This is a genomic window from Terriglobia bacterium (genome assembly GCA_020072645.1).
Taxonomy (GTDB): Bacteria; Acidobacteriota; Terriglobia; order Terriglobales; family Acidobacteriaceae; genus Angelobacter.
Window position 1 is genome coordinate 129448 of the sequence record JAIQGK010000002.1, and the last position, 13730, is coordinate 143177.

The following is a 13730-nucleotide window of genomic DNA, read 5'->3' on the forward strand; positions in this document are numbered from 1 at the left end:
AGGAGACCCGGATGTCCAAAGAAATGCACATTGTCGGCTTTCGCGTAGGGCGCGAAGTTTTTGGCGTCCCAATCGCGCTGGTGCATGAGATTGTGCGCGTGCCGGAGATCACTTCTGTGCCGGATTCACCCGGCTGCGTCCAGGGCGTGATCAACCTACGCGGCAAAATTGTCTCCGTGGTGGACCTGCGTCGCCGCTTTGGAGAGAAAGATATTAAGCCCACCAAGAAAAACCGCATCCTGGTGACGGAGGTACACGGGAAGCTGGTGGGGCTGATCGTGGACAGCGCTTCAGAAGTTTTGAAAATACCAGAGAGCGATGTTGAACTGCCGCCCGTTTTTGATCAGGGCGAACTCAACTATGTGACCGGCGTAGGCAAGCTGAACGGCCGGCTGATCATTTTGATTGACCTGAACAGGATCCTGCAAAAGGGCGAACTGCGGCGGGTGGCGGAAGTGAACGAACCACGAGCGGCAGCCGCCTTCGCTGGATTGTAATCGGCACCTAGGACGAAAAACGGGAAACCATGGCCACTCCGAGTATTCAAATCCAAATCAGTGAACCGGAATACAAGCTGCTGCAGACGCTGGTATATCAGGAATGCGGCATGTACTTTGATGAAAGGCGGGCCCATTTTTTGCAGGACCGCCTGCAACGCAGACTGAAGATCTGCGGGCTGGACACGTTTTACGCTTACTATCGCCTGCTCACCAGCTATCAGGGCAAAGCGGAAATGAGCGCGCTGGTGGAAAACCTCACGGTGAATGAAACCAGCTTCTTTCGCAACAAACCGCAACTTGAATTGTTCCAAAAAAATGTCCTGGAAGAACTCTTGAAACGGAAGCAGGAACGGCGCGACTGGAGCCTGCGCCTGTGGTGCGCGGGATGTTCCACGGGACAAGAGCCATACACGCTGGCGATGCAGGTGTGCGACGCGCTGGCCTACTACTATCTGCGCAATCCGCTGCCATTTGAAATGCCCAGCCCCAAGCCACTGATTCCCCCACCGTGGAAGGTGGAGATACTGGCTTCCGACATTAACTACACGGTATTGCGCACCGCGCAAGAAGGTGTTTATTCAGAAAGCCAAATGGAATCCGTGGACTACGCGTACCGTCTGCGCTATTTCGACAAGCTGGGCGACCGATACGCAGTAAAGCGAGGATTGAAAGACCTGGTCCATTTTGACTTCCACAATTTGAAAACGGAATTCCTCCCCCAGCGCAATGACGTAATCTTCTGCCGCAACGTGATGATCTACTTTGATGAAGCGGAGCAGAAGCGCCTGGTGGAAAAGCTGTATCGCTGTTTGAACGCTGAAGGCTATCTTTTTATCGGGCATGCGGAAAGCCTTTTTGGATTGTCAGACAAATACAAGATGATCCACCAGAACAACGGCACGGCGTACCAGCGCATTGAGGTGGCAGGGTGAACTTCTTCTCTGACGATCACGCGGCCGAGCTTCGCGAACTGTTCTTTGAGAGCGCAACAGAACTGTTGCAGACACTCAACGAAGAGGGGCTGGAGCTGGAGAAGCGTCCGGAAGATCAAGAAGTGTTGCGCCAGGTTCGACGCACAGTCCATACCCTGAAGGGAGACTCAGCGGCCTGTGGCTACACCGAGCTGAGCGAGTTGGCGCATGCGCTGGAAGATGTTTTGCGTCCGGATATTGCCGCTGTGAGCAAGTCAGCTTTAGCGGAAGTGGTCCTGATTGCCGCCGATACGTTCAGTTCCATGCTCTCCGCGTATCGAGGCAGCCTGCAACCGCCGGCAGGAGAAGAGCTGAAAGAACAGATCGTTTCGCTTACCAGAAAGCCGGCCAATACAGTGCGTTACAAGCTGCAGGCTCGCTTCGTCTGGAGTGAATACGAGCAGATGGTGGTGGCGGATGCGCTGGGTCGCGGAGAAACGGTTTATAACGTGGCGTTCTCCATTGAACCGCAATGCCCGATGCGCGGCGCCGCAATGCAGTTGATCCGCAACGTGTTACAGGACTGTGGAAAGCTGCTGGCCGTGGCGCCCGATCAGAGCACGCTCAGTAACGATCTGGACGTGGTGGAAGCGGCCATTGCCAGCGACAACTCCGAGGAGTGGATCGCAAAAAAGTGCCGCATTCCGTCTGTAGTTGCGGAAGTCCTGGTCCAAAAAGCCGGACAGACGCAGGAGCCTGCGGATGACGTGCTGGATATTGTGAGGCACGTAACCGCTCCGCAGGAAGATGAAACCGAGACCAGCATTCGGGCTGAAGAAACGCCGGCGATGACGGCTGCTGCCCGTGAAGTTGCAACACAAAGAGCTGAGAGCGCCAATTCGCAAATAGCAAATGACACGCAGCCCGCAAGTTTCGCCAGCATGTCTGAAACGCTTCTCCGCGTGGACGCCGAGAAGATTGATTCCGTGCTCAATCTGGTGGGCGAACTGATCATCGCCAAGAGCATGCTGCACCAGGCAATCAACGAATTTGAGAAGCGTCATCCCAAAGATCCATTGAATATGCGGTTCTCTGACGCCATGGCATTCCAGGCACGGATCATGAATGACCTGCAGAAATCTGTAATGAAGATCCGCATGGTGCCGGTGGAACATCTATTCCGCAGGTTTCCCCGCGTGGTGCGAGATGTAGCGAAGTCCTGCGGCAAGGAAGTAAATCTGGTGGTGACGGGCCAGGACACCGATCTGGACAAGAGCATTCTAGACATGCTGGCGGAGCCGTTGGCGCACCTGGTACGCAATGCCGTGGACCACGGGATTGAGTCTCCGGCAGAGCGCATCAACGATGGAAAACCGGCGCAAGGCACGGTAACGCTTGACGCTTATCACCAGGGCAATGAGATTGTGATTGAGGTGACCGACGACGGCCGGGGCATCGACCGCGAGAAGCTGATAGCAAAAGCAGTGGAGCGCGGAGTGATCAAACAGGGCGACGCAGCGGTGCTGGGCGAAATAGAGATCAATAACCTGATTTTCCATCCAGGCTTAAGCACCGCGCAGGAAGTTACGTCTATTTCCGGCCGTGGCGTAGGCATGGACGTGGTGAAGACGGTGCTGGAAAAACTAAAAGGCACTGTGAGCATTCGCACAACCGCCGGCAAAGGAACAACGTTCTTCCTGAAGGTGCCGCTGACACTGGCAATCATCAAGGCTTTGCTCTTCCGCGTGGGCGACCGGTTATACGCGGTACCGCTGGCTTCAGTTGTGGAGATTACGCGGACGACGCAAGGAGCACTGCATCGTGTGGACCAGCACGAGGTAATGCAATTGCGCAATGAGGTGCTTGCGCTGCTGCATCTGCACCGTCTGGAAAAAGAGCCGGCGGAAACGGGAAAGATGTTTGTGGTAGTGATTTCCACGGGCGAACGCAAGTTCGGCCTGGTGGTGGACCATTTGGTAGGCGAAGAAGAATTGGTCATCAAGGCCATGGACGATCATTTGGTGGCCACGGACCTGGTCAGCGGCGCTTCCATCCTGGGCGATGGAACGGTGGTTCTGATCCTGAATCTCTCAAGTGTAGTTGCAAAGCTCGGCAAGTTACAGATGGTGGGGGCCACAGCATGAGTAGCAAATTGCGAGTCCTGGTGGTGGATGATTCCGCACTGATGCGAAAGTTGATTCCACAGATCCTTGCTCGGGACAGCGAAATTGAAGTTGTAGGAACGGCGATGGACGGCGCTTTTGGTCTCAAGAAGATTGAAGACCTTCGTCCTGACGTGGTGACGCTGGACCTGGAAATGCCGCGTATGGACGGACTGGAGACATTGCGCGAGATCACGCGGAGGTTCCGCGTGCCGGTGATCGTGGTGAGCGCGTTGACCACGGAGGGCGCAAGCGCGACATTCAAAGCGCTGGCGCTGGGAGCGTTTGATTTTGTGGCCAAGCCGCGCGACGCTGCTTCCGCTCATATGGATGAGATTGCCGTGGACCTGATCAGCAAGATCAAGGTCGCGGCCAAGACCAAAGTGCGCAACACGCCGGCGCCACTCACATTCGATCGTCCGCGAATGGACAAAAAACCAATAAGAGGACGGCGTGAGCCTACCAAGCTCGTGGCGATTGGCATTTCTACCGGCGGGCCAAACGCGCTGCAATATTTGTTGCAGCAATTGCCCGGCGATTTTCCCGGGACCATTGTTGTTGTGCAACACATGCCGGAAGGATTTACGGAGATGTTTGCGCGGCGGCTGGATGAGTCCTGCGCCATCGACGTAAAAGAAGCGCAATCCGGCGACCTGCTGATTGCAGGGCGCGCGCTGATTTGCCCAGGAGATCGCCACATTAAAGTCCGGCGGATGCCGCTGGGCAACACCGTGGTGCTGTCCGATGAAGCGCGCACCAACGGTCACAGGCCGTCAGTGGACATTTTGTTTCGATCAGTAGCCGCGGAGTTTGGCAGCCGCGCCGTGGGAGTTCTGATGACCGGCATGGGCGACGATGGCGCCGAAGGCCTGGGTTTGATGAAAGATGCGGGCGCGCTGACGATTGCGCAGAGTGAGGATTCCTGCACGGTCTTCGGCATGCCCAAAGCGGCTGTGGAACGCGGACATGCGATGCGCATTGTCCCGCTGGATATGTTGGCCAATACGCTGGCCATGCAGTGCAACCCGGAAAAGATTGCTCGAGCAGTAGTAAAAGTTTGATTGGATTCGCGAGGAGAACAAGTATGGAAACATTTCCAATTCTGATTCGTAAAGACGGCAGGCCGATCCGCTATCTGGTGGTGGACGATTCCGTCTTCGCGCGCAAGAACGTAGCGAAGATGGTTGAGGCTTTCGGCGGAGAAATTGTCGGCGAGGCCGGCGATGGCTGCACCGCCATTACCGAATATGACCGAACCACGCCTGACATGGTGTTGATGGATATTACCATGCCACAGATGGAAGGCATTGAGGCTGCGGAACGCATCGTGCGTTCGCATCCGAATGCCCGCATCGTGATGGTATCTTCCGTCGGCTACCAGGAAAACATTGTTGCCGCGCTGCAAAAGGGCGCGCGCCACTTTGTCCAGAAGCCGGTGAAGTCGGAAATACTTTACGAAGTCATCAAGTACGTAATGGGCGATGACGCTGCGGTGGCAACACCAACTGCCCAGGAAAGCTGAGACCCGATGAAGATCGAACTGATTCAGCCGTTCATCAACGCGGCCGATGCCGTGCTGGCGGAGACGCTGCAATGCGCGGCCCGCATGGGCGACGTGACCATGGACGAAGAAGCCTATCGCCGCAAAGGCGTCGCTTCCATGGTTACCATCAAGGGCGACATTGAAGGCCGTATCATCTTTGATATCGATACGCCAACCGCGGCCAAGGTAGCGAGCTATCTCACGGGATCACCTGTACCCGAAAGCGATGAAGTGGCGCGGGAAACAGTGTGCGAACTGGCCAATATGGTGATTGGCAGCGCCATTACCGCGCTCAATGACCAGGGATTCAAGTTCAAAATTTATCCGCCGGTGATCCATGCCGATGAACTGGGCGAAAAAAGCAGTGAAGATCAGGAATCACTGGTGATGTGTTTTGACACAGGCAGCGGAAACATTTTTATGAATATCGCCATGCGTTATAACCGCAAGCGTCGAACTGACAACTAGAGCTAACTTCTTCTCATAGCGATTCCAAACGGGCGGCCGCAAAGCCGCCCATTTTTTTGCACTGTTTAATTCCGCAGACTATGGGAAAGTACGCACCAGAAACGGCGTTTGCAGCGGACAAGGCAGCGGAACGTCATCGTTAAAATTAGGATCGATTGTGGGAACACACGATGGGTCCTGCTGTGGAACGTGAAACGTAGGCAGCGGACGGTTTACGATTCCACCGTTTACCGGAGTCGCCAGAACTACATTTGTAGCCGTCTTGATAATGGAGATCGAAGGCGTGGGAAAAGTTCTATCGGGTAGGACCGGGCCATCCAGGCACAATGGATCTGTACAATTCGGCCTGTGCACGTCATCGCGAACGGTGGTAATGTCATTGGCGCTCACTACATAAACGCGCGACGCGTCAGACGAAGCGTCCACTGAAATTGCGCCTGTGCCAACTGCGATTGTTCCCGTTTCACGCAGACCAACCGCATCAATCACGCTGACCAGATTGCCGGGGCAACTGCTGGCAGTTGTAGGAAGCGTGAGGTGATTCACTCCTGCCGGACAATTTCCCAGCGCCGCATAAACTTTGCTGCCGTCACTCAGCGCGGTGATAGAAGTCGGGAGCCCCGACAACGGTGAAATATCCGCAATCTTAGCTGGCAAGACCTGCGGATTTGAGCCCAGGTCAAACCCATTGCCTTTGATGACGGTAACACTCGGCTCGCCCGTGTTGTTCACGTAGACGCGCTTGAGTTTGGAATCGTAAAAAGCAAAGTTCGGCGATGGAGACGCCGTTGTGCCTACCTTGATGGCATTTCCACCAATGCATGAAGGACCGGGAGCACAAGGAAGAATGATGTCCAGCGAAGTATCAATCACGCTCACAGTTCCATCGCCCTGATTCACTACAAACACAAACAGCCCGTCTGTGCTCATCACCGCCCAGATAGGCGAATTTCCGACCGGGATCGGATCGCCGATCACCGTGTCGTCAATGGTGGAAATTTCCGTGACGTTGTTGCTTCCCTGGTTTACGACAAAAATCTTGTTGTTGGCAGCGTTGCCAGCGATCATTACCGGATTCGAGACCGGATGCGTGGGAGTTGACGGCAGTTTGATCGTATCAACGACAGCCAGGATGCCGCCGGCTATCACGTCAACGCTATTGCTGAGGTTATTCACGACATAAAAATTACCGGTGCTGCTGGTGGCGCCGGCCACTGGATTCAGACTGGTGGCGGGCAACGTCACTGTTGAAACCGCGGTGTTGGGAAGGAGCGCAATATAAGTGGAAACCGAAGGCGGAATTGGAATCGTAGCGGTCGGGTCCCCTTTATTAATGATGAAAACGCGATTTGAAGTTTTTCCCAGAAAAATTGGATTCAGCCCCAGTGGCACGATCCCTACGCTTGAGTCGCCGGAAACGTCAATGTGCATATCACTGCCAGGGCCGCCGGCCGGAAGCGGGTTGGTTGAGAGTGTGATCGCATGCGCAAGCGTTCCGGGGTCGCCAGAAGGCGATGGAACAGGGACGATAAATTGCCGTAAGGTGTCATTGCAGCCTACGGCCACCAATATAAGAATGCCCAGGCTGGCCAGCAGCCACATTGCCTTGAAACTTGCCTTCATTCAAACTCCACCGGTGCTACCGGTTTGAACGCCCAAACTCTGAATTATTGCGAAGGATTTTATTGTAACCCATTTGTTTATGTCGCTTTGCTCCAAACCGCTTGGGAGCGTGGCACTGGCTGACAATTCTTTGCGCTTGATGCAGGCCGCTCGGCGCGCAAGTCGGCCTCGCGGACCAGATCAACCGATCACCGGATCACGTGCGATCACCCGATCTTGAGGTTTCACGCCGCTCGTTTCGGCGGCTTCTTCTTTCCCACAACCGATTTCTGCTTCCCTTTCACTTCAACCTCTGACTCTCTCTGGGCAGCCTCCACGCGTTGCGGACCTTTCTTCTTTCCTTCCATCTGCGCCAGACTTTGCTTCAGCGCGGCCATCAGGTCAGTCGGCGCGGCGGCAGGGCGCGGCTTATCAATCGCCACCACCTCTTTGCCTTCCATGTGGGCTTTGATCAGCTTTTTCAGGTTCTCTTCAAACGTGTCGTAATACTTTTCCGGGTCCCACTTCGCGGCCAGGGCTTCAATCAACTGGTGCGCCACTTTCACTTCGCCTTCTTTCAGCGTGGCATGCTGGGTGCCAAAGTCAGGCGCTTCACGCACTTCCTCTTTGTAATACATAGTGTGCAGCATCAGCCCTTTTTCATACGGGCGCAAAAACGCCGTGTATTCGCGATTGTGCATGGCCAGCTTGGCCACACCCACGTAGCCGGTATCTTTCATGGCTTTTACCAGCAACGCGTAAGGCTTTTTGGCGGCTTCGTCCGGGGCCAGATAGTAGGATGACTCAAAGTACACAGGGTCAATCTCTTCCTGCTTCACAAACTCCAGGATCTCCATGGCTTTGGCGGTTTTGGGCTCGATCTTCTTGATCTCTTCCGGCTCGATAACCACATATTCGCCCTTGCGGAATTCATAGCCCTTCACAACCTCATTCCGCTCAATGACCTTTTCATCCACCGGGCAGTAGAGCTGCTGCTTTACCCGGGCGTTGTCGTCCCGATGCAGCATGTGGAAAGAAACTCGCGTGCCGCGTGCGCCGGAAAACAGCCTTACCGGCATGGAAATGAGTCCAAAAGTAAGATACCCGGTCCAGACAGATGCAGCCATGATTCACCCTTAAGTTAGATTCACCCTTTAGTTAAGATTCACCCTTGCGTACGTTCATGGTTTAAGGAAAGGTTTAGGCCACCCTGTTTGTGGCAAGCCCTTTCTCTTGTACGATGCGCTAAGGGGCTTGTATGCCGCCAGCCCCGCTCGTCCGCCGGGGAGGAACGCACTGCCAAAATCCCGCTCATTCAGGATCTCTGACCTCCTAGCGCTGGGCTTTGCCGCCGCGATTCTTGCTGTCTTTGCATCCCTGCATCACTCTGAATTCCCTCCCGGCGGCCGCCGATTCCTCACCGCGCTGGCCATCACCGCCGGATTCGCCGTGCTTGCTTGGTTTGCCGACGGCGTGAATTTCAGCGGATCGCTCGCCGGCTCTGCCGTCGCTTTCATCATGGCGGTCCGCGATCTGCGCATGTTTCTGGCGTTGCTCATCGTCTTTGCTGTCACCCTGGTTGCCACTCGTGTGGGTTATGCGCGCAAGCAGCAACTCCGCACCGCTGAGCCCCCTGGTGGACGTACCGCCTCACAAGCCATGGCCAATCTTGGCATCGCCGCGCTGGTAGTTGCCGTGGCCGGTAAAGCTTGGCCGGTGCTCGCGCTGGCCGCTCTGGCTGAAGCCGCCGGTGATACCTCATCGAGCGAAATCGGCATGGCCTTTCCCGGCAAAACCTTCATGATCACCACCTTCAAGCCGGTTCCCGCAGGGACTGACGGCGGCATGAGCCTGTTTGGGACCATCGCCGCTTTGCTCGGTGCGGCGAGTGTTGCCATCGCGGCGGTCGCTACAGGTCTTGTTCCTGTAAGCCAGCTTGCCACCATCGTTCTTGCCGGTTTTTTCGGCACCGTCATCGATAGCTTGCTGGGCGCGATCTTTGAGCGCCACGGCTGGCTCGATAACGATCTGGTCAACCTGCTCAGCACCGCCGCAGCAGTGGGTATGGCCTGGTGTTTGGGTTCCTGACCGACCCTGCGCATCCATTAATCAATCGAAAGTAGCACTTTACTGTCCCCTGCCACACTGTGGGTGCCCCATCCTTTGCGTCCTGCGAGAAACGCATGTCCAATCCGAACTGACTGTGGACGCAAAGGGTGGGTTAACAGAAAAGCCTACCTTCATCGCTTTATCAGGTGTGTTTCGCTGTGGATCAGCGGCCAGCGTTTGATCGGACGCCAGTTGACTGTCTTCACATCTGCGTATTCGGTTTCCAGGATGAAGCCGGGATCAATGACGAAGTGGAGCGCGGTCTTATCTCACGTAAGCAAATTTAGCCGGCCAGGGATTACCCGATCTCCTTTGCGTTCCGCAGCCTGCCCTGAGCGAAGTCGAATGGGTGTCCTTTGTGGTTAAGTTTATGACTAACGGCTGAAAGTAGTAATATTCTTGGCGTGCCTTGCGTCTTAGTGTCAAAAGACACCCTCAGGTCACGACGAGGAAAAAATGAAAGGTCAGAAACATGCCGTCGCTCTTGCAGCAGTTGGGCTCATCCTGCTGGGCTCGTTTGCCGGTTGCGGTGGCTCTTCCGGCCCTTCGTTCGTGGGGAAGCTGACTCCGGATTCGGTCCACGCGGGAAGCCCGACGTTCACCCTGACCGTGACCGGTGACGGTTTTGGTTCCGGTTCCGTGGTGGAAATGAACGCCAATCCGTTGCCCACCAAGTTCGTCGCCTCCACCACATTGACGGCCTCGGTGGATGCTTCTTTCGCGGAAGTGCCGCAAATTCTCCAGGTGAGCGTGGTCAATCCTTCAAGTTCGAATAGCTCGCCATTCACGGTGTCCACAATCGTCATCAGTTCCCTCTCGCCCAGCAGCGCGAAAGCGGGCGGCCCTGCCTTTACGCTCACGGTGGTCGGTTCGTTTTTCACTTCATCCTCCGTTGTGGAATTCAATGGTTCAGCGCTTCCAACCACCTTTGTTGACCCAAATACGGTCACTGCTGCGGTGCCGGCATCAGCGATTGCGTCTGCGGGCACCGTCCCGGTTGACGTGGCAAATGGACCCCTCTTCAGGACCGACCCCGTGGGCTTCACGATAACTCCATAATTCCGGCGTCATTAATCTGACCTACCCTTTGCTTCCGGTGGGAGGATTCGTAATTTGTTACGATCAGGCGGGAGACAAAGGATGGGGCACGCACTACTTTCCTGGGGACGCAATTAGTCAATAAAAACGGCGCGAGTCCCGTTTAGAACCCGCGCCGGCACGTCTATCGTGATTTAGCTTTTACTGCAAATTCCCAGAAGTCCGGACCGTCTGGGTACCAATTGCTTCGCGTGGGTCCCCATCCTTTGCGTCCTTCTAGGGTCGCATACTCAACCCGGACTGACTGCGGACGCAAAGGGTGGGGTAAACTTTCAGCCTTCATCGCTTTATCCGGTGCGTTTCACTGTGAATCAGCGGCCAGCTTTTGATAGGACGCCAGTTCTCTGTCTTCCAGTCGGCATATTCGGTTTCCAGGGTGAATCCGGGATCGATTACAAAATGCAGCGCGGTCTTGTCCTGAAAACGGACGTCAATTGCATGGTTCTCGCCGGAGGTGAAAACCTCGACAAAATCCACAGGCTTGCCTTTGACCTCTTCAAAGCGATAGAACGTGCGCCCGCTGTAACGGCGCACCGTGGTCTTTCCGCGTTTGGTTTCGGTGAAGCGCAGCGCAGGCGGCAACCTCTCTCGCTTCTTCGGTTTTTTGGGATCGCCGTGTTTTGAGTTGCGAAGCCTGCGCGTTGAAGTTTGAGGTTTGGTTTTGGCGGATTTAATTCGAGCAGGTTTGGTTGAGGCGTGAGCGCGGCGGCGGGAGCCTTGCGCCCGGGACGGGGAGTGTTTATGTTCAATAGCAGCCAAGGTTTGCCTGCCTCTAGCAGGTGAACGGCGGTTAGGGCGCGTTCGGTGCTTGTAACACCGGGCGCTGCCCGTTAGGTTAAGCAACTAGTGTGGTGTCTCTGAAATGACTCGACAACGCATGCAATAAACAAATCATTGTGTACCGCAGCCGCTCTCGGCTGCGCGCAATAATCTTTTGGGCAAGCAAGTATCGGCCAGCATTTGTTGAAAACCTTCTTGTATTTCCTTTGCGGGGTTTAGATGGCGCAAGCGCTTTTAGCCTGCGTCTTTCGTTTTGGCTGACCGCTGCGGAAAAAGTCTCCTCCCCTCGAAACAAGTGTTAGCAATTCAAATGGCTTGGGCTTTAGCCCCTGAAAATCCAGGCTGAAAATACTTTTTTCGGCAGCCTGCTAAAAAGTACTAACAGCTCCTCACACATATAGCTCATTCGGCAGAAGCGCGTAAAGAGACTTTTTATTCGTTTTTTCAGCCCACTTTTCGTGCGGACCGCCTAACAAAATTAAGTCCCGGATTTTGGTGTTCTGCTTCGGCGCAATCGCCCATAGCTGCAACTTCTTTCCCGCTAAAACAAAACTGCCCGCATGCATTGCATACGGGCAGCCGGTTAAGTAGATGAGCGTTGGTTATTTCTTTTTGCGGCCAAAGAAGCCGGCAGCGATGGAGCCGAATCCCAGCAGGCCTAGCAACGGCAGCGGAGAAGCGGTCTGGGGCAGTTTCTGGCCTGCATCAGCGTTAGCGTTTGCATTCTGATCAGACGCCGAAGCGTTGTCAGCCGCGGTGGAGTTTTTGTCGGAGTTTTTATCAGTAGAAGTAGCACTCTGGTCAGCGGCAGCGGCGCTGCTGGCAGGAGCTGCGTTCTGGTCTGTTCCGGTGGTGCTGCTGGCCGGAGGATTCTGGGCTGTGGTGGAGCTGGCAGCGGCGTTCTGGTCAGCGGTGGTGCTGCTGGGTGAAGTCGTGCTGCTGGTTGAAGGAGTCTGAGCTGCAGTCGTGCTGGAAGCAGCGGCGCTCTGGTCGGTCGTGCTGGGAGCGGCGGTGCTGGAAGCAGTGGAGTTCTGGTCCGTGGTGCTGGTGGTGCTGGACGTTGTCGAGCTGCTTGGAGCGCTGGTGCTGGCAGCCGCGCTCTGGTCGCTCGAGCTCGGCGTTGTTGCTGGCGGATTTACCGGAGCGCTGGCGCTCTCGCCCTGTGCGGGCGCCTGGGTTGTGTTGGTAGTTGCTGCGGGCGCGTTCGCGTTGTTCGTGTCCGTGGTCGGAGCCTGAGCGCTGCCTGGTGCGGCTGGCGTGCTGTTGCTGGCCGACGTGGAAGGTGAAGCTGCGCTCTGATCAGTTGAGCTTGTGGCAGCTGGTGATGACGCGCTGGACATGGTTGAAGCCGGAGCTGCTGCGCTTGAAGCCGATTGATCGGCGGCGGAAGTGCCCGCGGTTGCGCCGGATGCGGCAGCCTGGTTATTGGTGCAGGAATCGGAAATCATGTTGACTGAGCTGACCTGCAATGAACCATCACTGGCGCGCGTTCCCTGGATCTGGACCTGGTGTCCATCGTGCGGCTTCAGCATGGAGCTGTCGCCCTGCAGGTTGACGCTCTGGCCGTTGTCGGCCGCAAGCACCCAGTTCCCGCCGGACTGTTTCAGGCAGCCGCGCATGGAATTGGATTGATCACTGGTGCTGGTCGTGGTCGAATTTGTAGTGGTCGCGCTTGAATTCGTTTGATCAGCCGTTGAAGGCGTTGAAGTGGAAGGCGAGGTGGATGGACTGGTTGTCGAGGGCTGCTGGCTGGACTGGTCGGTTGTGGAGCCAGAGCTGCCTGTCTGCGCAAATGCCATCCCTGTGGTCAGCATCAGCGCCAAAATAAATTTCTTGTTCATGTCGTTGCTCCTTCGTTATCTGCGCCCGTCTGGGCTTGATGCGAGTTTGTTCCCGCCAACGTCCACTGAGGTAAGGACGCCGATACTGGTTAGAGACTGGTAAACTCTCTCGGGTTGACTGAGAAATAAAACATAAGCAGAGCTGCTGCTCGTGCTAAATTTTTGATGCAACCCGCGGCAAGGTTTATGACAGGCACACACAAAAACGCAGCAGACATGCAGTCCGGAGAAGATGCCGTATGGATGGAACTGGCTCTGGAGCAGGCGCGGCTCGCTGCCGCAGCCGGTGAAGTGCCTGTTGGCGCTTTAGTAATCAAGGATGGTGAGATCATCGGCCGAGGGCATAATCGCAACCTGCTGGATAGCGATCCCACGGCCCATGCGGAGATCGTTGCTCTGCGCCAGGCTGCTGCTCGATTGGGAAATCATCGCCTGACTGGCTGCACCATGGTCGCCACCATTGAGCCTTGCTCCATGTGCGCCGGTGCGCTCATCCATGCGCGGATTGTCCGGTTGGTCTATGGCGCCGCTGATCCTAAAGCCGGAGCTGCCGGGTCCACGGTACAGGTCATTAATCATCCCAGCCTGAACCACCGCATGGAAGTCACTGCCGGCGTGCTGGCTGAAAAATGTTCAGAAATTCTGCAGAACTTCTTTCGCCAAAAAAGACAGCAGACCTCCTGCTAACCGGAAATCTTGGCAGCAGTCAAAAAACG

Annotated in this window: 13 protein-coding genes; 9 read left to right on the forward strand and 4 right to left on the reverse strand. The window is 55.7% G+C overall.

The window, feature by feature from the left end:
• Window positions 1–11 precede the first annotated feature (11 nt).
• From LAO76_02670 to LAO76_02695, 6 genes are read left to right on the forward strand one after another with little or no spacing between them, the layout of a single operon-like run.
• Window positions 12–497, forward strand: coding sequence for a chemotaxis protein CheW (locus tag LAO76_02670; protein MBZ5489817.1), 486 nt, complete (start codon window positions 12–14; stop codon window positions 495–497).
• Between the two features lie 29 nt (window positions 498–526).
• Window positions 527–1432, forward strand: coding sequence for a protein-glutamate O-methyltransferase CheR (locus tag LAO76_02675; protein ID MBZ5489818.1), 906 nt, complete (start codon window positions 527–529; stop codon window positions 1430–1432).
• Window positions 1429–3555 carry a chemotaxis protein CheA gene (locus LAO76_02680; GenBank protein MBZ5489819.1) on the forward strand — a complete coding sequence of 709 codons (2127 nt, stop codon included), beginning with the start codon at window positions 1429–1431 and terminating at the stop codon, window positions 3553–3555. Before LAO76_02675 ends, LAO76_02680 begins: the two co-directional genes overlap by 4 nt.
• Window positions 3552–4634 (forward strand): chemotaxis response regulator protein-glutamate methylesterase, encoded by a 1083-nt coding sequence (locus LAO76_02685; protein MBZ5489820.1) that lies wholly within the window; start codon window positions 3552–3554, stop codon window positions 4632–4634. The genes LAO76_02680 and LAO76_02685 overlap by 4 nt, the downstream gene beginning before the upstream one ends.
• Before the next feature lie 23 nt (window positions 4635–4657).
• A complete protein-coding gene (locus tag LAO76_02690) occupies window positions 4658–5095 on the forward strand; it encodes a response regulator (GenBank protein MBZ5489821.1) in 438 nt (145 codons plus the stop codon).
• Window positions 5096–5101: 6 nt separating this feature from the next.
• On the forward strand, window positions 5102–5584 hold the full coding sequence (locus LAO76_02695) for a chemotaxis protein CheX (GenBank protein ID MBZ5489822.1): 483 nt from the start codon (window positions 5102–5104) through the stop codon (window positions 5582–5584).
• Window positions 5585–5662: 78 nt separating this feature from the next.
• On the opposite strand, the gene LAO76_02700 is transcribed toward LAO76_02695, so the two are convergent.
• Both LAO76_02700 and LAO76_02705 read right to left on the reverse strand, forming a co-directional pair.
• The gene (locus LAO76_02700; GenBank protein MBZ5489823.1) at window positions 5663–7207 is read right to left on the reverse strand and encodes a YncE family protein; all 1545 of its coding nucleotides are present in this window, start codon (window positions 7205–7207) and stop codon (window positions 5663–5665) included.
• Window positions 7208–7431: 224 nt separating this feature from the next.
• Complete coding sequence (locus LAO76_02705) at window positions 7432–8313, reverse strand: Ku protein (GenBank protein ID MBZ5489824.1); 882 nt, start codon at window positions 8311–8313, stop codon at window positions 7432–7434.
• Window positions 8314–8419: 106 nt separating this feature from the next.
• Between LAO76_02705 and LAO76_02710 the strand changes: the two genes are divergently transcribed.
• The gene (locus LAO76_02710) at window positions 8420–9274 is read left to right on the forward strand and encodes a DUF92 domain-containing protein (protein ID MBZ5489825.1); all 855 of its coding nucleotides are present in this window, start codon (window positions 8420–8422) and stop codon (window positions 9272–9274) included.
• 477 nt (window positions 9275–9751) lie between these two features.
• Window positions 9752–10354 (forward strand): hypothetical protein, encoded by a 603-nt coding sequence (locus LAO76_02715; protein MBZ5489826.1) that lies wholly within the window; start codon window positions 9752–9754, stop codon window positions 10352–10354.
• 318 nt (window positions 10355–10672) lie between these two features.
• Here LAO76_02715 and LAO76_02720 read toward each other — a convergent pair whose 3' ends face one another.
• Together LAO76_02720 and LAO76_02725 are read right to left on the reverse strand one after the other, a co-directional pair.
• Window positions 10673–10975: a hypothetical protein gene (locus tag LAO76_02720; protein MBZ5489827.1), complete on the reverse strand. Its 303-nt coding sequence runs from the start codon at window positions 10973–10975 to the stop codon at window positions 10673–10675.
• Between the two features lie 800 nt (window positions 10976–11775).
• On the reverse strand, window positions 11776–13014 hold the full coding sequence (locus LAO76_02725; protein ID MBZ5489828.1) for a hypothetical protein: 1239 nt from the start codon (window positions 13012–13014) through the stop codon (window positions 11776–11778).
• Between the two features lie 243 nt (window positions 13015–13257).
• On the opposite strand from LAO76_02725, the gene tadA reads away from it, so the two are divergent.
• Window positions 13258–13701: a tRNA adenosine(34) deaminase TadA gene (gene tadA, locus LAO76_02730; GenBank protein ID MBZ5489829.1), complete on the forward strand. Its 444-nt coding sequence runs from the start codon at window positions 13258–13260 to the stop codon at window positions 13699–13701.
• The last annotated feature ends 29 nt before the right edge of the window (window positions 13702–13730 follow it).